14 protein-coding genes are annotated in these 24,568 nt (G+C 39.7%); 9 read left to right on the top strand and 5 right to left on the bottom strand.

Annotated elements, in window-relative coordinates:
* The first annotated feature begins 161 nt into the window (after positions 1–161).
* The 5 genes from ACEQ81_RS02650 to ACEQ81_RS02630 all read left to right on the top strand — a co-directional run bounded on the left by ACEQ81_RS02650 (position 162) and on the right by ACEQ81_RS02630 (position 5,318).
* Positions 162–350, top strand: a complete 189-nt coding sequence (locus ACEQ81_RS02650) for a class I lanthipeptide (RefSeq protein ID WP_411029295.1) — start codon at positions 162–164, stop codon at positions 348–350.
* A gap of 209 nt (positions 351–559) precedes the next feature.
* A complete protein-coding gene (locus ACEQ81_RS02645) occupies positions 560–796 on the top strand; it encodes a class I lanthipeptide (RefSeq protein ID WP_411029294.1) in 237 nt (78 codons plus the stop codon).
* A 128-nt stretch (positions 797–924) separates the two neighbouring features.
* Positions 925–2,139 (top strand): lanthionine synthetase C family protein, encoded by a 1,215-nt coding sequence (locus ACEQ81_RS02640; protein ID WP_411029293.1) that lies wholly within the window; start codon positions 925–927, stop codon positions 2,137–2,139.
* A gap of 7 nt (positions 2,140–2,146) precedes the next feature.
* Entirely contained in the window at positions 2,147–4,411 is a 2,265-nt protein-coding gene (locus ACEQ81_RS02635) for a lantibiotic dehydratase family protein (protein WP_411029292.1), read from the top strand.
* The gene (locus ACEQ81_RS02630) at positions 4,404–5,318 is read left to right on the top strand and encodes a thiopeptide-type bacteriocin biosynthesis protein (RefSeq protein ID WP_411029291.1); all 915 of its coding nucleotides are present in this window, start codon (positions 4,404–4,406) and stop codon (positions 5,316–5,318) included. The genes ACEQ81_RS02635 and ACEQ81_RS02630 overlap by 8 nt, the downstream gene beginning before the upstream one ends.
* 21 nt (positions 5,319–5,339) lie before the next feature.
* Here the strand turns inward: ACEQ81_RS02630 and ACEQ81_RS02625 are convergent, their stop codons facing one another.
* From ACEQ81_RS02625 to ACEQ81_RS02605, 5 genes are all read right to left on the bottom strand, one after another.
* The gene (locus tag ACEQ81_RS02625; protein WP_411029290.1) at positions 5,340–6,638 is read right to left on the bottom strand and encodes an HlyD family efflux transporter periplasmic adaptor subunit; all 1,299 of its coding nucleotides are present in this window, start codon (positions 6,636–6,638) and stop codon (positions 5,340–5,342) included.
* A 9-nt stretch (positions 6,639–6,647) separates the two neighbouring features.
* The gene (locus ACEQ81_RS02620) at positions 6,648–8,852 is read right to left on the bottom strand and encodes a peptidase domain-containing ABC transporter (RefSeq protein ID WP_411029289.1); all 2,205 of its coding nucleotides are present in this window, start codon (positions 8,850–8,852) and stop codon (positions 6,648–6,650) included.
* Positions 8,853–9,105: 253 nt separating this feature from the next.
* A complete protein-coding gene (locus ACEQ81_RS02615; RefSeq protein ID WP_411029288.1) occupies positions 9,106–12,243 on the bottom strand; it encodes a glycoside hydrolase family 2 TIM barrel-domain containing protein in 3,138 nt (1,045 codons plus the stop codon).
* Between the two features lie 12 nt (positions 12,244–12,255).
* Positions 12,256–15,297: an aminotransferase class III-fold pyridoxal phosphate-dependent enzyme gene (locus tag ACEQ81_RS02610; RefSeq protein WP_411029287.1), complete on the bottom strand. Its 3,042-nt coding sequence runs from the start codon at positions 15,295–15,297 to the stop codon at positions 12,256–12,258.
* Position 15,298: 1 nt separating this feature from the next.
* Entirely contained in the window at positions 15,299–17,341 is a 2,043-nt protein-coding gene (locus ACEQ81_RS02605; RefSeq protein WP_411029286.1) for an MGH1-like glycoside hydrolase domain-containing protein, read from the bottom strand.
* A 226-nt stretch (positions 17,342–17,567) separates the two neighbouring features.
* Here ACEQ81_RS02605 and ACEQ81_RS02600 point away from each other — a divergent pair, with 226 nt between their 5' ends.
* The 4 genes from ACEQ81_RS02600 to ACEQ81_RS02585 all read left to right on the top strand — a co-directional run bounded on the left by ACEQ81_RS02600 (position 17,568) and on the right by ACEQ81_RS02585 (position 24,444).
* Positions 17,568–18,149 carry an RNA polymerase sigma factor gene (locus ACEQ81_RS02600; protein ID WP_411029285.1) on the top strand — a complete coding sequence of 194 codons (582 nt, stop codon included), beginning with the start codon at positions 17,568–17,570 and terminating at the stop codon, positions 18,147–18,149.
* A 118-nt stretch (positions 18,150–18,267) separates the two neighbouring features.
* A complete protein-coding gene (locus tag ACEQ81_RS02595; RefSeq protein ID WP_411029284.1) occupies positions 18,268–19,404 on the top strand; it encodes a FecR family protein in 1,137 nt (378 codons plus the stop codon).
* 106 nt (positions 19,405–19,510) lie between these two features.
* Positions 19,511–22,894, top strand: a complete 3,384-nt coding sequence (locus tag ACEQ81_RS02590; protein WP_411029283.1) for a SusC/RagA family TonB-linked outer membrane protein — start codon at positions 19,511–19,513, stop codon at positions 22,892–22,894.
* A gap of 29 nt (positions 22,895–22,923) precedes the next feature.
* Positions 22,924–24,444: a RagB/SusD family nutrient uptake outer membrane protein gene (locus ACEQ81_RS02585; protein ID WP_411029282.1), complete on the top strand. Its 1,521-nt coding sequence runs from the start codon at positions 22,924–22,926 to the stop codon at positions 24,442–24,444.
* Positions 24,445–24,568: the final 124 nt, after the last annotated feature.

Genomic DNA, 24,568 nt, shown 5'->3' with positions numbered 1-24,568 from the left:
GTTGAGGGTTAAGTTGTTGTTGTTTTAAAAATGTAGGAATAATAACTATTATGTTATGAAAAAATAAAAAATGGAAAGTAATGTTATTTTTGTTAAAATAATATAATAGATGAAAGAAAATACCTACATTTAAGATGCATAATTTTTAAAAAATAACACATATGAAAAAAGCTGAGTTTTCGGGAAAGTTATCTCTTAAGAAGAGGACTATTTCGAGTTTAACTTCCAACTCCATTACTGGAGGAACGGGAACTACTAATTATTGTCCCACGGCATCTCTTGGTTGTGAAACAGACACTACGAATGCCAATTGTACTTCAGGAACATCGATTGTAATTTCTTGTTGTTAAAACAAGGGAGATACAATAACAAAAGACCTTTGGGCGAGTTTTCTTTCAATAGTTTCTTATTGAAAGCCAATGGATAGTAAAATTCATTGCTTGCTCTACTCAATAAATAATAGGGATATCTTAAAGTTACTGTTAAATCGTACATAAAACCCTAATATTTATAATTATTTTTCTTACATTATATTTTTAACCCTATAAATTATTACGTCATGAAAAAAGCTAAGTTTTCTGGAAAGCTGGCCCTTAAAAAAAGGACCATTTCCAACTTAACCTCCAATTCCATCACCGGAGGAAAGTTTTCGGGCTCTACGGGTGCAGCAGGACAGACATGCGACGGCGGAGCCAGTTGCGTTGCTACCTGCAACAACACTTGCGCATGCCCACCGGCTACGCAAGGATTTACCTGTGGTTGCACATCCGGGACTTCAGTTGTAATCTCTTGCTAAAAAAGCAATTGTAACATTTAGAATCAACCATCAGGGTTTAGACACTTTGGTGGTTTTTTGTTAAACCTATTTTTGATTCCATGAACCAGTATGTTCAAATGAAATAAGACAAAACGCGTTGCTTTTTTATGGAAAAAAGACAAATTTTAGAACAACAGTTAGAGGAAATTAATCATATTTTATCGGAGAAGTACGAGAAAAATGAACAAATAGGGGTGCTATCGGGCATCTCGGGAATTGCCTTGTTTAAATTCTATTATTCCAAGTATAAAAATAACAACACCCATGCAGATGTTGGTCTGGAAATGCTTACAGAAGCCGTTGGCAGAATAAACAACGGGTATGTATACCCAACGTATTGTGTAGGGATTGCCGGGGCCGGTTGGGTGATGGAACATTTGTTGGAAGAAGATCTCTTTGAAAATGACAATGATGAGCTTTTGGAAGGGTTGGACGATTACCTGTACAAAAGAATGATTGCGGACATAAAAATTGGAAATTTTGATTTTCTACATGGGGCTATTGGTTACGGTTTTTTTTTCTTAAAAAGACTTAGGAACACCAAAAAACCAGATTTAAAGAAACGCTATAAAGAATTTATAGATGAGCTCATAGACCATTTGATCTCTACGGCTATAAAAGAGGACAATATGCTTAAATGGGCATCGAATTTGCAGCATACAAGAACAAACAAAGGATATAACCTAAGTCTATCTCACGGAATACCCAGTATATTAAATTTTCTGGCCAAAGTTCGTAAACTCGAACTATTCAACGACAAGATTGACCCCCTATTGGAAGGAAGTATAAATTACATTCTAAATTTTAAAGTTGAAACCCAAGAGGATGTTTCCTTGTTTCCAAGTGTTATTGAAAAAGGTAAAAGCATTGAATACAATAGCAGACTTGCTTGGTGCTACGGAGACCTGGGCATTGGTTTAACCCTTTGGCAGGTATCAACGATCAAAGGATATGAAAAGTGGAAAAGCGAAGCACTGCAGATCTTAAAACATGCGGCCAAACGAAGAAGTCCTGAAAGTTCTAAGGTAATCGATGCCGCCGTTTGCCATGGATCTTACGGAAACGCCCAAATATTCAATACCATGTACAAGAATACGGGCGACCCCTTGTTTAAGGAAACAGCACTTTTCTGGATAGACGACGGAATTAGTAAGGCAAAATATAAAGACGGGTATGCCGGCTATAAGCAATGGAATGGTGAGGAGGAAGCTTGGAAATGCGATATTTCACTGCTGGAGGGAGTTGCGGGAATAGGACTCACCATTATAGACCATTTGGCAAATTTTGATACGCGTTGGGATGAATGTTTAATGATAAGCTAACCCAGGAATGAACAACGATAACCGCAATCCGTATAAAAACTTCCCTAATTATATCCTGAGAACACCGCTGTTTTCGTTGGATTTTTATCTAAGATTGAGCTCCAAAAAAGACATTTCCGATGAAGATTTCAAAGAAACATGCCAGAACCCCATTATAAGGGAAGCACTTTTTTTAGCCTCTCCCCCCTTATCAAATGAAATAATACGGTGGTTGAACGGGGAGGTAGAGGATAAAAAGAAAGTAGAAAAACTAAAGTTTTCCATTTTAAAATACCTTTCCAGAATGTCCTCTAGATGTACCCCCTTTGGACTGTTTGCCGGATGTTCCGTTGGACAATTTGGAGAAACCACCCATATAGTATTAAGTGGACCAGAAAAAAACAAACGGCATACAAGATTGGACATGAATTATCTTGTGGCCCTTTCCCAAGACTTAATAATAAACAAAAAAATTAGAGAACAACTCCTTTTTTTTCCCAACACCAGTATTTATAGGGCGGGTAATCAAATACGCTATATAGAATATAAGTATGTTAATAGCAAAAGACATCATCATATTATTGCCGTAGATGCTTCCGATTACTTGGAAAAAGTCTTAAAAAAAGCAACAAAAGGGGCAAAATTGGAAGATTTGGCCAAGTTGTTGGTAGATAATGAAATAACAATTGAAGAAGCCACAGATTTCATTGAAGATCTAGTATTTAGTCAGTTACTTATAAGTGAATTGGAGCCTTCGGTATCTGGTCCGGGGTTTTTAGAGCAGATTAGCTCCGTACTTGTTAAACTAGAAGGAGTGGAAGACATTTTGCGCTCAATAGAAAAAGTAAATCAAAAACTAGATAACATAGATAAGTGTATTGGTAACGATCCAAACGAATATCTTCAACTTAGCGAGTTTCTTAAAACGATGGGAACCGAATTTGAACTTAAATATCTATTTCAAACCGATCTGTTGTTGTCTAGCAAGGAGAACACTATAGACAAAGAAATAACCAATGACCTAAAAAAAGGACTTACCTTATTGAACAAAATTTCCGCACAACCCCAAGAAACCACATTGTCCAAATTTAAAGATGCCTTTCGTGAACGGTTTGAAGAACGGGAGGTTGCCTTGTCCACAGCCCTAGATGTGGAAATTGGTATTGGATATAAACAAGACCAGGGCTCTGGCGATATAAATCCTTTAGTAGATAACATAGTCCTTAACCAAGAGCAGATGAAACATCCCATCTGGGATGTAAAATGGACCTCCATCGATTCCTTGTTTCAAAGGAAGCTGATGGAAGCCTATAGTACAAACGCCTATAAAATTACGCTCACCGATAAAGATTTTGAAGATTATGAAGCTACATGGGAAGATCTTCCGGATACCCTTTCTTGCATGATTGAGATTGTAAGCGAAAATGGCGAGGAAAAAATCAAGTTCACGGGTGGTGGAGGTTCTAGCGCGTCCAATCTAATGGGACGTTTTTGTCATGGCGACCAAAAGCTTCACCAATACACCAAGGAAATTATCGAGGTCGAAACCCAAATGAACCATGATAAAATTTTGGCGGAAATAGTACATCTGCCAGAATCTAGGGTAGGGAACATTCTTATGCGACCAAGTTTTCGCAAATATGAAATTCCGTATTTGGCAAAATCCATCAAACCAGAAAAACACAGGCTACCCCTAGATGATTTGGTAATATCGTTGAGAAATCGAGATGGAATATTACTAAAATCAAAAAAACATAACAAAGAGGTTGTTCCGCATTTGACCAACGCCCACAACTATGCCCACAATTCATTGCCAATTTATCATTTCTTGGCCGATATGCAGACCCAAGGTATACGAAACGGCTTAGGATTTAATTTGGGTGCTTTTGTAACCAGTTCTGAATTTCTTCCAAGAGTGGAATACCGTAACCTTATTCTCCATGAGGCCACTTGGAATCTAAGGAAAAGTCATATAGAGGAGTTATTGAAACTTAAGGACAATAATGATACCCTAATGATCGAAATACAAAAACTAAGGAAAGATTTTCTAATTCCCCAATATGTAAAACTGGCAGATGGAGACAATGAATTGCTTATAAATTTTGAAAACCTCACCTCGGTTAGGATGTTTTTGGATATTGTAAACAAGCGATCGGATTTTAAGCTTACCGAATTTTTGTTTTCTGAAAAGGGTATTGTAAGACAGGGGGAGGAATACTATACAAATCAGGTAATCGTTTCTTTTTTCAATGAAAAAAAATTAGCTAACAGTAAATCCGCATCAAATGAATAAGAATACGCAAAGGAATTTTATTTTAGGGGACAGTTGGTTATACTATAAAATATATACTGGCCCTAAAACATCGGATACCGTACTTACGGAGATTATTAAACCTGTATCGGAACTCTTAAAGGAAGGCAACAGTATTGATAGGTGGTTTTTTATTCGATACGCGGACCCCAAACATCATCTAAGAGTCCGCTTTCATTATACCAACAAAGAAAATATTGGTACCATCATAAATGTACTGTACCCATATCTAAAAAAATTTGTTGACCAAGACCTGATATGGAAAATTCAAATAGATACCTATCAGAGGGAACTGGAACGTTATGGAAACAATACTATGGAGTTGGCCGAGGAATTGTTTTATCGGGATAGTCAACTGATTGTTAATTTTTTGGACATGATAGAAGGAGATGAGGGAGAAGAATTGCGATGGCTTTTTGCACTTAGGGCAATGGACGCGCAACTCAATAGTTTTCAATATGACGACAATAGAAAAATGGAGCTGTTAGACCGATTAAAAACCGCATTCGGAAACGAATTTGGAATATCCCGGCCATTAAAAAAACAGCTTGATGAAAAATACAGGGAAGAACGAAAAAAAATTGAGGAATTCATGGCGCTAACGTTCGAGGATAATTCGGATTATGAGCCCATTTTGGCCGTTATAAATGATAAAGAAGAGCGTGCCAAACAAATTGCAAAGGAAATCTTGAAACACAATGCACAGGAAAGTTTGCAGATGGGTCTGGACGATCTTATGGTAAGTTACCTTCATATGCACATGAACCGACTATTCAAATCCAAAAACCGCTTACACGAATTGGTTTGCTACGATTTTTTGCATCGATATTACAAGTCTATGATAGCTCGAAAAAAATCTCAAAAAAAAGAAACAAAAGCGACCCTGTAGTAGGGTGCAAGAAATGGGGAACTAAATGTTCCCAAAAGTTTCTCTCAACTGATAAAAGATTCGTTCCAAAACCGTTAATTCTTCAATAATTATTTCTGCGTTTCCGTACATTTCTTGGTTAAAATCTATATGTTTCCCTAGCGAGGTTGTTAAGCCATTCACCTTAACATATATGGAGTAAAAAGTTCCATCTCCTTGTTTTGGCACTTCGGAGATGGCTGTTATTTTTCCTTCTAATCCGCCCCATTCCTTAAATGGATAGTTTGTCAACTTTATAATAACTTTCTGACCAACCTCAATATTTTTTGCATTTTGTATGGGCAGTACAATCCTTCCTACTATTTCTTCCAAATTATGGGGTAGAACAGTAAACAAGTTTTCTTCGGCCGTTATAGTGTGAGACTTCTTCCAGAGATCAAAAACAGTAACTTTTCCATCAATTGGGCTTTTTATCACATGTTCTTTTTCCCATAGAAGAAGTTCTCTGTTCAAATCCTTATACGCCTGTACAAGCGTTTCTTTAAAAGGATCTTCTCTTGCGACGTACTTTTTCAAAAGCATATTGAAGTTGGCCATGGCCGCTTGGGTGTTGGACATACTTGTCCTAAAATCCTCATAGCTTTGTTTCTCAGTAAGGTAACGATTGGAAAAGCGCTCATATTCCACTTTGTCGATAGCTCCCGTTTTATGCAATTTTTTATTTTGCTCGTATACTTTGTTGGACGAATCCATTTTTTGTTTCAAAACCAACCTTTGTTTTTGTAGTTTTTCCCAAAAGAAATTTTGATCTCGTAATTGTCGCTCAATTACTTTTGATTCTTTTAGATTGATGGCCGAAGTATTAAAAAGCACATAGTTTTGGTATTGGATAACAAAATTATCATAGGAAGGTTGTATATCCCCCAAATTTAGGTGGGTAGGAAAGAGTGATTTTAGCGAATCCAAGGAGATTCCCTGGGGTTCAAAGTCTTTGATGCTTCCTTTTAAATAATAAACATCTTCAATACGGGCATTACTTTCAACCTCTGCCAGTTTTTCTCCTTTGACCACGGATTGTCCTCGCTCGGCAAAAATGTTAATAAGCTTTCCGCTTGCCCCTGATTTGATATAAACGGGAGGATTTTTGCTAGAAACTACAATTTCCGCAGTAACAACATCATTATAACTAATTAGGGCAGCACCCAGCAGCAACAATGTTATAATGATGAATATAAGGGTAATTCCCGCGCGTATTACCCAGTGGGGGGCTTTACCAAGTATTTCCCTTACTTGGTCCGAGCGTTCGTTCAAGTCATCTATTTTTCTTTTGCCCTTATTCATCTTAGCTATCTAATTTCCTAATTCCAGCTGGTTTTTTACCAAAGAATAATATACTCCTTTCTTCTTGGTAAGTTCTGCATGATTTCCTTGCTCTATTACCTTCCCCCTATCCAAAACAACAATTTGATCTGCATTTTTTACGGTACTTAATCTATGGGCGACTATAAGTACCGTTTTTCCTTTATAAAACTCTTGCAGCCTCTCCATAATAACTTTCTCGTTATTGGCATCCAAAGCACTTGTTGCCTCGTCAAAAAAGATATAAGATGGGTTTTTATATACCGATCGTGCAATTAAGATGCGCTGTTTTTGGCCACCGCTTATATTAATGCCGCTACCCCCGATCTTAGTCTTATAACCAGAAGAAAGTTCTTCTATAAAACCATCTATGCTGGCAATATGCGCTGCATGCGCTAACCTATCCTTAACGATGACCCCTTCAGAATCCGATTCAGTGATATTCCTTGAGATACTATCCGCAAACAAGAAACCATCTTGCATAACTGTGCCACAATTTTTTCTCCAAAAAGTAGTGCTGATCTTATCTAACTTGGATGTGCCAACACTGATAAGCCCCTCCGTGGGCTCATAAAACTTCAGCAAAAGTTTTATCAATGTAGTTTTACCACTACCACTTGCCCCAACAATGGCTGTTACTTTTCCTTCGGGGATTTCAAAGTTTAGATTTTTTAATACCTCAGGGGAAGTTTTCCCCCCATACCGAAAACTTAAATTCTCAATTTTAATGGTTCCGTCTTTGGGCAGTACATTGCTGTAATCCTCCCCAATCTCTTCCTCATCTTTCTTGGCATGGATTTCCGCCAATCTTTCAAGACTTATCTTGGCATCTTGACCCGCCTGTATAAAATTGATAAAATTGATGATAGGTAAATTTAATTGTCCAATAATATATTGAACAGAGAGCATCATACCCAGGGTTAAATTACCATCAATGACAGACTTGGCAGCCACAAAAGTTATGAATATGTTTTTCAGTTCATTAAAAAATTGCCCGCCCGTGTTCTGCGTTTGTGACAATGCCAAACTTTTAATGGAGACCTTAAACAATTTGATCTGTATGGCCTCCCACTCCCACCGTCTTCTCCTTTCGGACCCGTTTAGTTTTATCTCCTGCATTCCAGAGATAAGTTGATAAATGCTACTCTGATTGTCCGCAGCCTGATCAAATCTTTTGTAATCCAATTCGGCCCGTTTTTTCAAGAAGAGTAGTGTCCACCCAATATAGATTATGGATCCTATGAAAAAAATGGAAAAAATCACCATATTATAATAGGCAAGCACAATTCCAAAAATGATTAGATTAAAAGCCGAAAACAAGGTGTTTAATGTAGTACTCGACAAAAAATCCTGTATTCTAGAATGATCATATATTCGTTGAATTATGTCTCCTGTGTTTTTGGAATCAAAAAAAGCTATGGGTAATCGCATTAGCTTGATAAGAAAATCGGAAATGAGGTTAATATTGATTCTGCTAGTCATATGCAACAAGATCCACCCTCGGATTAAGTCAACACTTGTCTGGGAAATAAATAATGTTAGTTGGGCTATAAGAATCAAATAAACAAAATTTAGATTTTGATAATCAATTCCATAATCGACCAAGGCTTGCGTTAAAAATGGAAATATCAATTGGAGCAAACTTCCCACCGTTAAGCCCAAAAAAAGTTGTAGGATATATTTTTTGTGAGGTTTAAAATACCAAAACAAAAACTTGAATCCGTATTCTTTTTTTTCCTCTACATCCGTCTCATAAAATTTTGGTGTAGGGTCCAACAAAAGCAAATACCCTTCTGATGTATCCAAATCCGCATTTTTTCCTATCCAGCCGTTTACAAAGTCTTTTTTGGAGTACTGTATTAGCCCATGGGCCGGATCGGCCATGTAAACAGTATTTCGCTTTATTTTATAGATAACCACAAAATGACGTTGGCGCCAATGGGCAATGCATGGCAAAGGAACCTCTGTTTCCAGGGAATTGTAATCTAGACTTACCGCCATGGTGTGGAGCCCTATGGCCTCTGCTGCCTCTGCAATACCCCCTAAAGAAACACCTTCGCGAGTAATATTGGTTTTTTTTCTTAAAAAGTCAATGGAATATGTCTTGTTGTAAAACTTCGTTATCATCCGTAAACAAGTAGGCCCACAATCCATTTGGTCCAACTGTTTATAAAAGGGAAACTTCTTTAAAGACATGCCAAAATATAATCTTTATATTTCTAAATATAGCAAAATTTACCCATGAATATGACTAATTTAGATTTCAAAATACGTACAGAAAAGACTACATATTAAATAACCAGATTGCCTTGCGTTATATAGTGCTCTTAAGCGATCTTTCCTGAGAAGTTATTGGGAGGAAGGTTATTAAATAAATGTACGTCCTATAGTCGATAGCACAGGGATCTTGGGAAGAAAACAACTCAGATCTAACAGTTAAATGTCCATCCTATTCCTTGGTTTTCGGCTCAATACTGAACCGGTAGCGATATTGTTTTGGTTTAACGGTATACGCGTCATGAACCAACCTTCCCCAAGAGGTGTCGCCCCCAACGCCCATTTGTAAATAATCTATATTCCATTGGACGGTCTTGCCTATTTTTATGTCCGCACCGTGCTTTTTGGTAACGGGGACCAGTCCCGATGCCGATGCACCACCTTCTTCACTTCTAAAATCCAGTTCGGTCATGGCAAAGGGCCAAACACTACAATTCAACAACGAACTCCCTCTGGCCTTTAGGTAAAGGTCCTTTGAAGATATTTTCATCCAACGGACATCAGTTTTGTTTCCCGTTTCCTGTGGGCGCGAATAACGATGGAACTGCTCTTGTGTCTTTCCGGAGTACAGCCCAGTTTTAACACCCGTTTTTCTATCCCAATAGCTTTCCTGTGGGCCTTTCCCATACCAGGATACTTCGGTGAAGTCATCCGGAAGCGTTAGGTACATTCCCAGACGGGGCAGGTTTGGAAGGTCTTTGTTTATAGGGGTAAAATAATACGCAATATTCAATGTGCCATGCGATGTTATTTCATAATCCACGACCAGTTTGGCTTCGTTATTTGGTAGAAGATAGGATACCTTCAAAAGCACACCATTTTGGGTAATCTTAGGGTTTTCTATGAGCTTAGCCGAGTAATTGTACGTGGCGTTTTGCCATAGTTTGGCCCATTTATCCATTCCGTTGCCCAGATCGTTATCTGTTGGAGGGCGCCAAAAATTAGGACGTATCGGCTGGGTCGTAATTTCTTTGCCTTCAAATTTCCAAGAAGCTATCTCGCCCGATTTTGCATCGATCCTAAAATTTATTTTATCATTGGTTATTTCAATAAATTCTCCCACGGCTTTAATTGTAAGTGGGTTTCCGGTATTGCCCGATGGGACTTGGTTGATCCCTTTATTCAGTATAAATTGATCCCATGCTATTTCGTGCCCCTTGGGAACCAGTGAACTTGCAGTTTTCTGTAGCAAACTTATTTCCAAAATGTATTCGTTTTCAGGAATAAAAACATCCGGAATCTTTTCAAGAGTTATTTTTCTAGAACTTTGGGGAGGCACTACCACTTTACTCAGTTGTTGTTCAAAACTGGGAATACCATTGTTCAAAATCCGAACAAGAAGTTCCATATCCGAAAAGTCGGTAAAGAAATTCTTGTTTTCAATTTCAATAATACCTTTTCCCAGATAACGAAAATGTGCAGGTTCATACACTTTTTTAACCTCGGATAGGTGTGGGTGTGGGTTTCTATATGGGTCAACCAGGCCATTGTTCAAAAAGTTGCCATCGGTCGGCAGATCAGGATGATAGTCGTGCCCGTAGGCCAAATAGGGTTTTCCATTTTCATCCTTATATTCTAAGCTTTGGTCTGCCCAATCCCAGATAAAGCCACCCTGTAGGTTGGGGTATTTCTCAATGATATCCCAATAATCTTGCAGATTTCCTACCGAATTTCCCATGGCGTGGGCATATTCTATCATAATGGACGGCTTGTCAGAATCTGATTTGCCATGTTCAATAAGATATTCAGGTTTGGGATACATTGGACAATACAGGTCTGTATAATCTTCCTTGCCCGCGGGTTCGTATTGTACTATTCTATTATCGTCTTGCTGTTTTAGCCATTTGTAAGTGGCCCTAAAAATTTGCCCCTCACCGGCCTCATTGCCCAGAGACCACGAATAGATAGATGGATGATTTTTATCTCGGTGGTACATCCTTTCCGTACGCATCATATGGGCAGGGAGCCAACTCATCTCATTGCCGATCTGGGTACTCTCATCAATGGCCAAGGGGTGACTTTCAATATTGGCCTCGTCTACAACGTACAACCCGTAAACATCGCATAAATACAGCCAATAAGGGTCATTGGGATAGTGCGAGCTTCGGACGGCATTTATATTGTTCTGCTTCATTAATTCAATATCCTTTCTCATCGAAGCTCTGGAAATAACGTGTCCTGTAAAAGGATCTGTTTCATGCCTATCCACCCCTTTAATATAAATAGGTTTCCCATTGATAAGTACTTGGGAGTCCTTGATCTCTACCCTTTTGAAACCAACATGATTTTTTATGTATTGGTTGTTCTCTGGATTGATGGAATCTGTCAAAGAAATACGCAACCCGTACAAATTTGGAATTTCAGAAGACCACGACCTTGCATCCTTGATAAGATGGTTTAAATTTATCGTAGTGGTTTGTCCCGATGGAATTTCTACAATAGAAGATTTTTTAAAAACCCAAGTATCGTTATCCAAAAGTTCCAAGCGTATATTTCGAGAGGCCGTTTCAGTGGTCTGGTTGGTTACGGTTACCGTTCCTTTAAATATTCCATTGGCGTAGGTATCATCCAAATTAGTGTATGTGTGATAGTCGGAAATAAATATTTTGGGCCTAGTGTAGAGATATACGCTTCTTTCAATACCGCTGATCCGCAACATATCCTGACTCTCCAAATAACTAGCATCGCTCCACCTAAAAATCTGCAAGGAAAATACGTTTTTCCCCGGCCTTAAAAAGGTGGTAACATTAAATTCTGCCGGGGTTTTGCTGCCTTGGGAATAACCTACGTACGCTCCGTTGACATAGAGGTACATTGCCGATTTGACGGCACCAAAATGAAGGATGGTCTCCTGGTCTAGAAACTCTCCGGTTAGATCTATCTCTTTGCGATAAGTACCCACAGGATTGTAGTCCGTGGGGGCATTGGGCCATTTTGTGGTAAAAGGATAACGCTCATCAAGATAAATGGGACGATCGTAACCCAGGACTTCCCAGTTGGCCGGAACAGGAATGGTATCCCATTCGCTATCATCAAAATTGGTATTTTGAAAAGTATTGGGGCGTTTTTTGGGATCGGTTACAAAATTGAATTTCCAATCACCATTTAAACTTAAATAACGACTAGAAAGCTCTTTTTCTGAAATGGTATCGGATTCAAAACCAAAAAAAGTAGCCCTCGGCGGCAATTTGTTCTCTTCAAAGATTTTGTGATCATAATGGAACGTTTGCTCGGGCACAAGTTTTAAGGGCTGCTTCTGGCATCCAAGAAATGTTAGAATATATAGGTAAAGGATAAATTTCGGTTTCATTGTAAAGTCCACTTAGACGGATAAATAGCTATTCATAAAATCTTCAGCGAGAATTTTTCTCAAGTAAAAAATCAATGTTTGGGCATTTCCCTTTGTAAAAACCATCGGAGGTTTTATTTTTATTACATTGTTGTCCGGGCCATCCGTACTCATTAGTATACCATGGTCTTTCATACGATTTGCCAGATAATCGGCGTGTTTTGCCAGGGGTTTCAGGTCCTTGTCCACAAGCTCAAAGCCCAAGAATAGACCCTGGCCCCTTACATTGCCCATAATCGGAAATTTTTGCGATAGCTTTTTTAATTCTTCCTTAAGAAAATTACCTTGGGCAAGGGCGTTTTCCTGCAGTTTTAGGTGTTTTACCGTTCGCAATACTTCTGTTCCTATGGCACAGGAAACAGGGTTGCCGCCAAAGGTGTTAAAGTACTCCATACCATTGGCGAATTTCTCCGCTACCTTTTGCGTGCATACTACGGCCGCCAGTGGGTGGCCATTTCCCAAGGGTTTGCCAATGGTAATAATATCGGGCACCACATCGTAGAGCTGAAACCCCCAAAAAGTATGGCCCATACGTCCACAACCTACTTGCACCTCATCCGAAATGCAAAGCCCGCCCGCGGCCCTTACGTATTCATAAGCTTTGGAAAGAAAACCTTTTGGCAGTTCAATTTGACCGCCGCAACTAATGATGGGTTCTATGATCAGTGCCCCAACTCCGCGCCCTTTTTCATGGATAGATTGTATTTGGCGTTGTACCTCTTTTGCATATTCTTCCCCCGCATTTTCTCCACGATATTTTCCCCTAAATGTATCGGGCAAAGGAAAAATATGGGTGTGCTCTGGAGCACCTTGCCCTCCTTTTCCATCAAATTTGTAAGAGCTGATATCAACGCACATATTCGTGTTTCCATGATACCCCACTTCAGACGCTATAATATCTTGTTCTCCAGTTGCTGCTTTCACCATTCTAATTGCCAACTCGTTGGCTTCGCTACCAGAATTCACAAAATGTAATACATTAAGCTCTGGCGGCAATGTTTTAATCAATTCTTGAGCAAGGGCGTTGATATTCTCATGCAGATAACGGGAGTTGGTATTCAGTACTGCCATCTGTTGTTGTCCGGCCTTTATAACGTCTGGATGCTCATGACCTACATGAGCAACATTGTTTACCGTATCCAAATACTTTTGACCTTGCTGGTCTATAAGAAATTGCCCGGCCCCCCGCACCATTTTAATGGGAGTTTTATACTGAAGCGATAGCCCCTTGCCTAAATGTTTTTTCCTATAATCTATTAAATCACTGTTTGTTATGGTCTTGGTTGTTTTAAGGGTTTTGGATTTGAACAGCAGATTGGGATCGGGACAAACACTTTTCCAGACATCTATTTGTTTGGGATATGCAACTCCGGGATAATCCAAGGTATGACCGTACAGAGAAAGCATTGTTTGAAAATGAAGATGGGGAGCCCAATTTCCGTTTTCATAACGATTGCCAAGGAAGGCGATAAGGCCTCCTTTGTCTATAGTATCTCCAACCTTGAGCCTTGCAACACTTGCAACGGACAAGTGGCCATAAAGTGAATAAAACTTAAGATTGTTAATTTGATGCCTTAAAACTACCAACCCACCGTACTCCTTGTCGCCAGCATCGTTTACGGCAATTACTACCTCACCGTCCAATAAAGCGTGCACCGCAGTGTTTTGGGGCAACCAAAAGTCGATTCCTAAATGAACGGTTCTGCTCTCTGGCCCAAGGTTACCTACCTTGTCATACGCAGTGGATGTGTACAGCGCCCGTGGCTCCATATATCCGCCGGCTATTATTTTATCGGGCCACTGCTTTTGCAACTTGTCAATTTTAAATTGAAAAACATCCAAATCATTGAAGTCTTGTTCATGGCCTACCCATGTACTGGATACACTTAGATCTAAGGGCAGTATTTGATCCTTGCCAATAGTAGGAAACAATTCGGAAAGGCCAAAACTACTTTGGGCTGCCCATTTCAGATAACTGGCCTCGGAAGGATGGGCAGAAAACCCACATGCTTGCCTAAAACAGTGATGCGCAAAATCTTGATGAAGAGTACGCCACTTTTTCAGCAGTTCCCAGGCGGGCTTTTCGCTTACAAGCAGGTATTGGTTGTCTGGATCCTCAATTTTGTTTATGGCCGATTTGGTTATCGACACTACGAGACGCATTCCAATGGCGTTATACAAATGGGCCAATTCCTGTTCTTCCAAAGGAAAACAAGAATGGTACCCCTTTATGATGGGTAACACTGCTTCCAAGGGATCATTGCAATTCATTATAGCATAGGCACATGCAATGGCCAAATCGTTAATAATTTGCGTGTGGATGGCATCACCAAAATCAATTACCGCCATTACCTTTGGATGTATCAAATCTTCGGATACAACAATATTATTGTCATTGGCATCGTTGTGCACCACCCCTTTCCGCAACTTGTCATAGGCAGTTTTATGGTGCTCAAAGCCATTCTGAAAATGTATTATAATCTCTTTTTGCTCTCCTTGAAATAGATGAAGGTGGTCTTTTGTCCAAACGGATTGGGCCGTGTCCCAATCAAATTTCCGATGCGCCAAAGGATGGTCAAATCCCTGAAGGATTTTGGTCAGCAATGCACAATGCTCTCCTAGACTAAAAAGCAGACTGTCCAATATTGGATTAACATTGCTCCAGAGTCTTCCGGACACCCAGGTTAATAGCCGTACATTCCTTTTTTCGCCAAAACTATCCGTAATTTGGGAAACCCCCATTCCGTTTTTATCCCGTATTACTTTTGGGGCGATAATTATGTCATGCCCATTTTTTTCAACATGTTCAAGGATTTGCTGCTGAAAATCGAGATAGCTTTTATCTTCATCGGGGCGCGAAATTTTTAAAACGTAATCTCCATCCTTTTTCGTTTTGATCCTAAAATTAAAATCTATTTCTCCAGGAAGCGAGGTTGCACTTCCTTTGATTTTGAAGCATTGGAAAAGAATATTTTCAGCTAGATCTTCACTTATTTTTAAAGCCTCGTATTTCATTTTAATCCACTGTTAGTAACATAATAATATGTGCTGCACTCCAACTAAAGTTTTTTGCATAAAGGCCTTTTCCGGTTATTGGATGATAGTTTTCCCGGATAGACTTACCTTGCTCCATAAGGCCTTCGGCCCCTTGTAAAATTTGTACGGTGGCCTTGTCGGCCTCCTGATCAAAGCCATAGTTACGCAAGGCTTTTACGCCAAAATATGCCTGATCCAACCAATTTGGGCCGCGCCAATACCCTTCCAAAGGGTCAAATTTGGGATGGTCCATGGACATGGTCTGAAAAGGCACTTTGGAATAGAACTTTTTTGTATCCATCATCTGATTCTTAACCATCTCGGCTTGTTGTTGTGTGGCGGCATTTGCCCAAAGGGCTGTCCAGCCTTCGCTACCTGTTCCTTTTATGAAAGATGTGCCTTCCAAATTTGTATCGTAGAACCATCCGTCTTCCTGGTCATAGAATTGATTTTGGATACGTTCCTTTAAAATAGATGCACTATCTATGTAGGTTGCAGCATCATTCCAAAGTTGCAATTTTTCAGCCAAAAAAGCGAGATATATTTTCTCTGCGAATAGGTAGGCATTAAGATCTACACTTTCTTGATTTAAGGAATAAGCTTTGGCAGAATTCTTTACTATTTTGGAATTATCGAAACGAATGGCATTGTCCATCCCGCTTTCCCATTTGGCCGCAATAAGTGTACCGTCCGTAGACCCAAATTCGCAAAGGCCATCTTTATCGTGGTCCCGATTAGTGTACCACCAATTGTGATATTTTTTCAGCTTTGGATACATTTCCTCAATAAAATCCAGGGCACCCTCTTTCTCGGCTATCTTCGCCACGGCCCATGCGGCCAACGGCGGCTTGGTATCCCTGTAATTATGTGCTTCTATTGTGGTGTCCCTGTATACGCAATCTACAATGAACCCACTTTCATCCTGAAAATCGAACATCGCCCTTATTTGATCTTTTGCCAGAGGAAGGTCGTAATAAGAAAGCCCAACCGCATGTTTCCAAGAATCCCAAGACCAAAACCCATGGAACCACTCATAATGATAACTTGGAAAAAGACCTTGGTGCTTAAGTTCCCCAGCTGCTATTCGCCAATTGTTTTGCAAGGTAAGTTGCGCTTTGGCCAAAAGTTGGCCATAGCCTTCTTCTTTGAATGTTGCTTTTCTTTTTTTTAATAGCGCACTCCATTGCCCCGCCTTTTCAGTTTTTCGGGTATTTAGAATAGAATCAAAATCGGCTTTGGCTATTAGCTGTTTTTCTTTTTCCCATGAGTATTCCGGAAAGATGAAAGTTTGTGAAATAATTATTTCTTCGGAAGCATTGGGCTTCAAAGATATTTTTGGAAGCACAATACTATAAAACGTACCATTATCGGAGATTTCTGTGCTTTCAATTTTACTGAGTGCCCCAATGTAGCCTATAGCATTGCTGTTGACCGAGGTAAGCTTAATCCGATCAGCCGAATTTGAAAATTTAATTCCTATATCATTTATTTTACCTTGAATTACCGGATTAATTTCCTGGCTGTGTGAAGAAAGATTGGTAATAACAGTTTTCTGTATGGCGGTATGCCCAGAAAGAAACACAAGTTTTTGTTCAATTGAGATCTGTTTGTCCTTATAGGCCCTTTCCAAATGACTAGGATATCCCGCCTGTTTAAGTTGAGGTTTTGCCGTGACGTTTGGAACATTAGGCCCGTTGCCCCCAAATAGTAGAAGTTGGGATAAACAGGGGCTACTCCAAACACCATTTTGCTGTGTCATTAGAAAAGGACCAGAAAATCCGTCGGATATTTTCCCGCTTTCTGGGAGTCCATAGGCAAACCATGCTCCTTGGTCCGAAAACATTAGACCACTTCTATCGGATATATTTTTAGGCGTTACCTTATAATCCAAGATATTTTTTGTCTCCTGATCATACTGTAAATAGGCGTTGGTTTTTGCATTTTTATGCTCGTTTTCAACAGGTTTGCAAAAAGAGGCAGACAAGGATATCACAAGCAGCAAATAAAAAGATCCATATTTCATGGCGGCTGTAAATTTTAGTTTGGCCAAAAAGGAAAGAATGTAAGCAGGGTAGAATGCCAACCGTGCCTAACAATAGGAAAACCTAAAAATGAAGTGTATTTGGGTCAACGAAATGTTGAGACCCATTTGGACGCGACTAATATAAAAAAAAATATGGCACACACAACCAGTAGTGCAATTCCCTCAAAATTTGGAGAGGAATATGAATTAATTTCTTTTCCTAAATTTGTTCAGATATCTTATAGCCTTGGATTCCAATTTTACATTCGACGAAATAAAAAGGCGAAATCGTTATGCCTTTCGAAAAATTTATGATCTCTATTATGAAGAATTGGTGATCTATGCCAGCGCCTTTCTTTTTGATATGGCATCTGCTGAGGATATGGTACAGGATGTATTTATCCATTTGTGGGAGCGGGCATCGGACATTCACATCAACACTTCTCTAAAGGCTTATTTGTATTCAATGACCAGAAACAAGGCCCTAAATCATCTTAAATCGCTCAAAATAACCGATAAAGGCAACTATCTAGATCTTAACGCCGTTTTGGTCTCTCAAAATGAGGTTGACTCTTTTGCAGAGGAAGAACAAAACGTTATGTACCAAAAACTTATTAAAGTAGTGGATACGTTTCCGCCAAAAATGAAGAAGGTTTTTCAACTTAGGTATTTTAACAATTGCAGATACAATGAAATTGCCGATGAGATGGATATCTCTATAAACACGGTCAAAATTCAGTTAAAAAGAGCCAAAGTTAAAATAGAGAAGAGTTTCATCTGTACACTTCTTATCCTAGAACTATTATAATTTTCCGAGCACCCGTGTAAGCAAATCGCAGCTGTGATTTTGTTTTTTTTCTTTTTTTGTCACCCATTTTACGGTTTTTGTTGTCTTTATAGTATAAATACCTTAACTATAAATTCGCATGGACTTTAAAATAGTCGTCAAAAAACTTAACAATAGCCTAACCCCGGAGGAAGAAATAATCTTTGACCAATGGTACAACGAATCTGATAAACACAAGCAATTTTTTACCAACGTTAAAAAGAATTATGGTCAGGATCCGGAGTTGGTCGACATAGAAAAAGGCTGGTCGGTTATAGAAAAGAGGATTGAAAAGAAAAGGGTTTCCATACCATATTGGAAGTATGCGGTAGCAGCTTCCATCGCATTGGCGGTTGCAGTGTTCTATTACACAAACTCGGTCGGGGAGAATGCAAGCCCTACAGAAACAATGGTTACCACCCAAAAAACGGAAATTGTACCCGGCTCCAACAAAGCGGTGCTTACATTGGAAGATGGGTCCGAAGTTGCCTTGGAAGAGGGGAAAGCTTATCAGAGCTCCAACTTAAAAAGCAATGGTAAGGCGCTTATTTACGAAACAAATGCAAAGCCTAAGGCCAAAGAAGTTGTTTACAATTACCTAACCGTCCCAAGAGGAGGGGAGTTTCATATTAAACTTTCGGACGGTACAGAAGTTTGGTTAAATTCCGACTCTAAGCTGAAGTATCCTGTAGTGTTCGACACTTCTTCTAGAAGGGTAGAATTATTATATGGCGAAGCCTATTTTGACGTCTCTCCCAGCTCGGAACACAACGGATCTAACTTTGTAGTTTCTAGCTATAATCAAGACTTAGAGGTTTTGGGCACAGAATTCAATGTAAAGGCTTATAAAGAGGATGCAATGATAACGACTACCCTTGTGGAAGGCAGTGTGCGCATAGATAACGGCGGAAATGAAAACGAATTAAGCCCTAGTCAACAATCCAAGATCAATAGAATCACAAACGAGGTAAGCATTACCGAAGTAGATGTATATGACGAGATTTCCTGGAAAAATGGTCTGTTTAGCTTTAAAAACAAATCTCTTCGAGATATTATGACCGTGCTATCCAGATGGTATGATATAGATGTGGAAATCGGGGAGAACACTGTAGTGGACGAAGTAACCTTCAATGGCGTTTTTAACAGGGAACGGAGTATAGAAGAAATTTTAAAAATAATTGAAAATACGAACGAAGCTAAATTTGAAATATATGGAAAAACAGTAATTATGAAGTGAATTTATTGGAAAAAAAGGGAATGGGGTTTAGACCTGGACAATTTAAACAACCCATCCCCGTGTACATTTAATTAATTAAAAACTTAACTAACCAAAGAACAAATTTATGAAAACTAAATTAAACGGTTCTCCTCTATATTGGAGGAGAATAGGAATTGCTCTTATGAGAACTACAATATTCCTTTTTTGTCTAGCAACTTTTGGTTTTACAACCAGTAATGGGTTCTCGCAAAATCTAAGGATTGATGTAGATTCTGATCAAGAAGTTACAGTAGAACAGGTGTTCGACCTAATTAGAAAACAAACGGATTACACCTTCATTTATAGATCCGACTTGTTCCTCGATGCGCCAACGGTTCGATTGAAAAAAGGAAGAATAAGGGCAAATGACCTTTTAAAGCAAAGTCTTTCGTATGGGGACTTTAGTTTAGATTTTGACGACAACGGCTCTATTTTACTACGAAAGAACGTTAAGAAAAAAACAATCCCGAAACCAAATATGCAGCAGCAAGTATCTGGTGTATTGTACGATTCTAATGGAATCCCTCTGGCAGGTGCCTCCATTACGTTGAAGGATGATCCTTCCAAAGGAACTCTATCCGATTTTGACGGCAACTATTCTATTGAGGTTTCCGGACCTGAAGATATTTTAGTATATAGATATCTGGGCTTTTTAACCAAGGAAATCATAGTGGGAGACCAAAGTACAATCAATGTAACCTTGGTTGAGGACGCGCAAGGTCTGGAAGAGGTTGTTCTTGTGGGTTATGGTACCCAGAGAAAAGCAGAGCTGACTGCGGCCATTACTTCCGTTGATGTTGAGGAGATCCAAAAGATCCCCACTGCCGATATTGCCACCGCCATGCAAGGACAGGTTGCCGGTTTAAACGTTGCCATTGCCAGTGGTGTTCCCGGAAGTGATCCAGTTATTAGGATCAGGGGCCTTGGAACCATTGGAGACAACAACCCACTTTTTGTTATAGATGGTATACCCGGGGATTTGTCTTACGTTAACCCTGCCGATATTCAAAACATAAGTATACTAAAAGATGCCTCTGCCGCTACAATTTATGGCTCCAGAGCTTCCAATGGAGTTGTTATCGTTACTACAAAAAGGGGACGTTCCGGAGCGCCTAAGGTAACCATTAACTCCTTCGTAAGCACCCATGCTATAACCAATGATGTTAGTGTGGCCAATAGGGATCAGCACAATCAAATAAAGTTAGAATCCTTCGCTAATGCCGGAGAGACCCCCGCACCTTATTTAACCAACGGAACGCAGTACGCGGATACGGATTGGGCGGATGCCTATATTAAAAATGGTTTTGAACAGAAACATGATGTTGGTATATCTGGTGGTACGGAGAATATGAACTACTTTTTTTCGGGAGGATATTATTCAAATACGGGAACTATTCTTAACACCGATTACAATAGGATAAACACCCGATTGAATATGGACATTAAACTGTTTAACGACCGTCTAAAACTTTCACCGGGCATAGGCTTTTCTAGAAAGAACAGGGAAAACTTTTTTGAACGCCTTGAAGGCGGTAATGCCGGTTTTTCATCATTGTTAAATGTTTACACGCAATTACCGCATAAAACAGTTTTTGATCCGAACTCCTCAAACGGTTTTGCAACGCCTCCTCCAGAATTGGGCTCGGAGAACCCTGTGGGATTGCAATCCATAATCAATGACAAAAACCAAGACGATTATTTTCAGTTCAATATCGCAGCGGAACTTCAATTATTTGAAGGACTCAAGTATCAATTTCAGTATGGGGCCAATATAGAAAACAGACATAATTTTGAGTTTGTACCCATTTATAATTTTGGAGCACAGTCCAATAATGACGAGCCTTCCTTGTTTGAACGAAGATCGCGTACCAATGAATGGACATTGAACAATATGCTGAACTACCGCAATACTTTTGGGGAACACGATATAGAGGTTTTGCTTGGTGTTTCTCAGGAAGAAAGTCATTTTAGATCTATAGAAGGTAAGAACACGGAACTATCTTCGGATCAGCTCGAAGCACTTTCTGCAGGAATTGGCGAACAATCTTTGGGAGGTTTTAATAATACAAGCACGCTGCAATCCTTGTTTGGGCGTTTAACATACAACTATGCCAACCGGTATTACATACAGGGAAGTATACGGCGCGATGGATCTTCCCGCTTTGCCACGGACAATAAGTACGGAACATTTTATTCGGTATCCCTGGGTTGGGCCGTGCATAATGAGAACTTCTTCAACTCAGATTTTATAAGTCAGCTTAAACCGCGTTTCAGCTACGGTATTCTGGGGAATCAACTAATTGGGAATCACCTTTTCTTAACGAGAATAGGGTCCGGACGAAATGAGGACACTGGGTTGTTCCCTTTAAACAATCCTTTTGGCGGAGATCCTATTCAAAATATAATTGTAGGAGCTGTAAGTACAGAACTCCCTACTCCGGATATTCAATGGGAGGAAACGAGTACTACCAATTTTGGTGTAGACCTTGGTCTTTTGGAGAACAGATTTAGATTGTCCTTTGATTATTTTACGTCAGAAACAGACGGAATGTTAGTGAACGTGCCGATTCCTGCAAGTTCGGGGATTACAATTTTTCCGTTAACGAACGGGGGCAATATGGAAAATAAAGGATGGGAAGTTTCTGCATCCTATAGTAAGAACGAGGGAGATTTTACTTTTGATGTTACTGCCAATTTTAGTGGATCAAAGAACAAAATCACCCAATTGGGAATTGCCGATGAAGCTTTTACCGATGGCTTTATCGAATTTAACAATTTTCCAACAACACGCACGGAAGTGGGTGGGGAAGTAGGAAGGTTCTATCTTTTTGAGGCCGATGGTATTTTCCAGAGTCAGGCAGAAGTTGATGCCCACGGTGTACAGCCCGATGCGGCTCCTGGAGATCTTAGGTTTGTGGACACTAATGGAGATGGGGTTCTTGGAGATGACGATAAACGTTTTTTTGGCAGTGGCCTACCTAAGGTAGAATACGGACTAACGTTCAATGCCGAGTATAAGAATTTTGATCTAAGCTTATTTTTTCAGGGGGTAAGCGGTAACGAAATATACAACGGTGTTAGAATGTGGCTTTATAGATCAGACCGCAATAATATGTCTTCAGATCTGCTAAATGCCTGGTCCACGAGTAATACCGGAAGTAACATTCCTAGAAATGTTTTCGGTGATCCAAACAACAACATTCGTCCTTCCAATTATTTCTTGGAAGATGGCGCGTATTTAAGGCTGAAGAATCTTCAGATAGGCTATACATTACCAGAATCGGCCATTGGCGAAACCTTTATTTCAAAGGCCAGACTGTATGTTACGGCAAATAACCTGTTCACAATTACGGACTATTCCGGTTTTGATCCCGGGCTAGGAAACGGTGGTACTTTTACCAGAGGTGTTGATAGGGGCTTTTACCCCTTAACAAGATCATTCGTATTGGGGATAAGCCTTTCCATGTAGCCTAACGTTTAATTTTAATAATATTAACCATGAAAAAAAACAGCTATTTAATATTGATATTTTTAGTTATGGGACTCTTATCTTCCTGTAGCGATGATTTTGTTGAAGTTCCAAATAAAGAAGATTTGTCTGAATCTAGTTTTTGGAAGACAGACCAACATGCTCTCCAAGCGCTAACGGCAACTTATGCGGCAATGCATAGTGCCACCGGAAGTAAATGGGCTTTTTTTGAGGAAATATATACTGCAAAGACGTATCGTGCAGATGATGTAACCAATAATACTGCGGAAACATATAGCAGAGCTACGGCTAGTTTCAACAATACCACGGAAGAAAGCGGTCCGTTTAATATTTGGCAAGCCTGTTATACGGGCATCGGGAGAGCAAATCAGGTAATACAGAACGTTCCCGAGATAGAGGCCGTATCAGAAGCAGATCGTAATGTAATCGTTGCAGAAGCAAAATTCTTAAGAGCGTTGAATTATTTTTGGCTTGTTACTGCATTTGAGAATGTCCCTCTAGTGACCACCTTTGATACCAATCCGGAAAACCTTTTTCCTGCTCAGGCCGCGCCAGCGGAAATTTGGGCACAAATAGAAACGGATCTCAAAGAGGCTGAAGGCAATATGTTGGCCAGTCATTCTTCGGAATGGATAGGAAGAGCAACAACAGGTTCCGCCAAGGCTTTGCTTGGGAAAGTCTATTTGTTTCAGGAAAAATGGACGGAGGCCGAAGCAAAATTTGCCGAAGTAGTTGGCATGGACTATTCACTACTTCCCAACTACGAGGATAACTTTAATGGAAGTTCTGAAAATGGGCCGGAGAGTGTTTTTGAAATACAGTTTTCTGGAGACAGAACCGGCGATAATGATGAACGCCAAGTATTTAATTTTCAAGTTTCTCCATATGCCTTTGGAGGATGGGAATTGTTTTACCCATCGCAATGGTTGGTAGACGAGATGAAGACAGATGTTGATGGTGGCGGTAATATAAGCGAGCGGGTATATGAAAGTATTTTCTTTGATGACCCCAATTCGGAAATGTACAGTAGGGGTGATGAGGCGGTGAGACCCTATAGCGAGGTTGCTTCAGAATTGAATCACCCAAAATATTTTAAAAAATACGCTTTCAATCAGGATACTAATTTTTACAACGGAACCAACCTAGTGTTGATCCGTTTTGCCGACGTGCTATTAATGTATGCGGAAGCCTTGAACGAAAACGGAAAAACCAACGAAGCTATCATAGAGATAAACAAAGTAAGAGAACGTGGAGGGGCGGCACCCCTGGGGGCAATGGCCCAGGATGCCTTGCGTACGCAGATCCGTCATCACGAGCGACCGGTTGAGCTGGCAATGGAATATGGAATACGCTGGTTTGATCTGTACAGATGGCAAAAGGGAAGTACCGCAACCGAATCTATCAAAACAACATTGCAAGATCATGGCAAACCCTTTGCCGAGAATTTTCAAGATAAGCACATTTTGTTTCCAATACCATTACAGGAGCTGAACATTAATCAAAACCTTAATCAGAATCCGGGATGGTAAGATCAAATGAAAATAGTTAGTTTGAGTTAGTTTTTCTACGATACCCAAAGATGACCGTTTTTTATTCTTTGGGTATTTTTTATTCTTGGGCCGTTGCTTAAAATGCACCGGCGTGTTATACCAT

It is taken from the genome of Spongiimicrobium sp. 3-5, from assembly GCF_046557915.1.
GTDB lineage: Bacteria > Bacteroidota > Bacteroidia > Flavobacteriales > Flavobacteriaceae > JBHEBG01.
The sequence above is the reverse complement of the archived record's forward strand: the minus strand, read 5'-3'. Positions and strand labels throughout refer to the sequence as shown.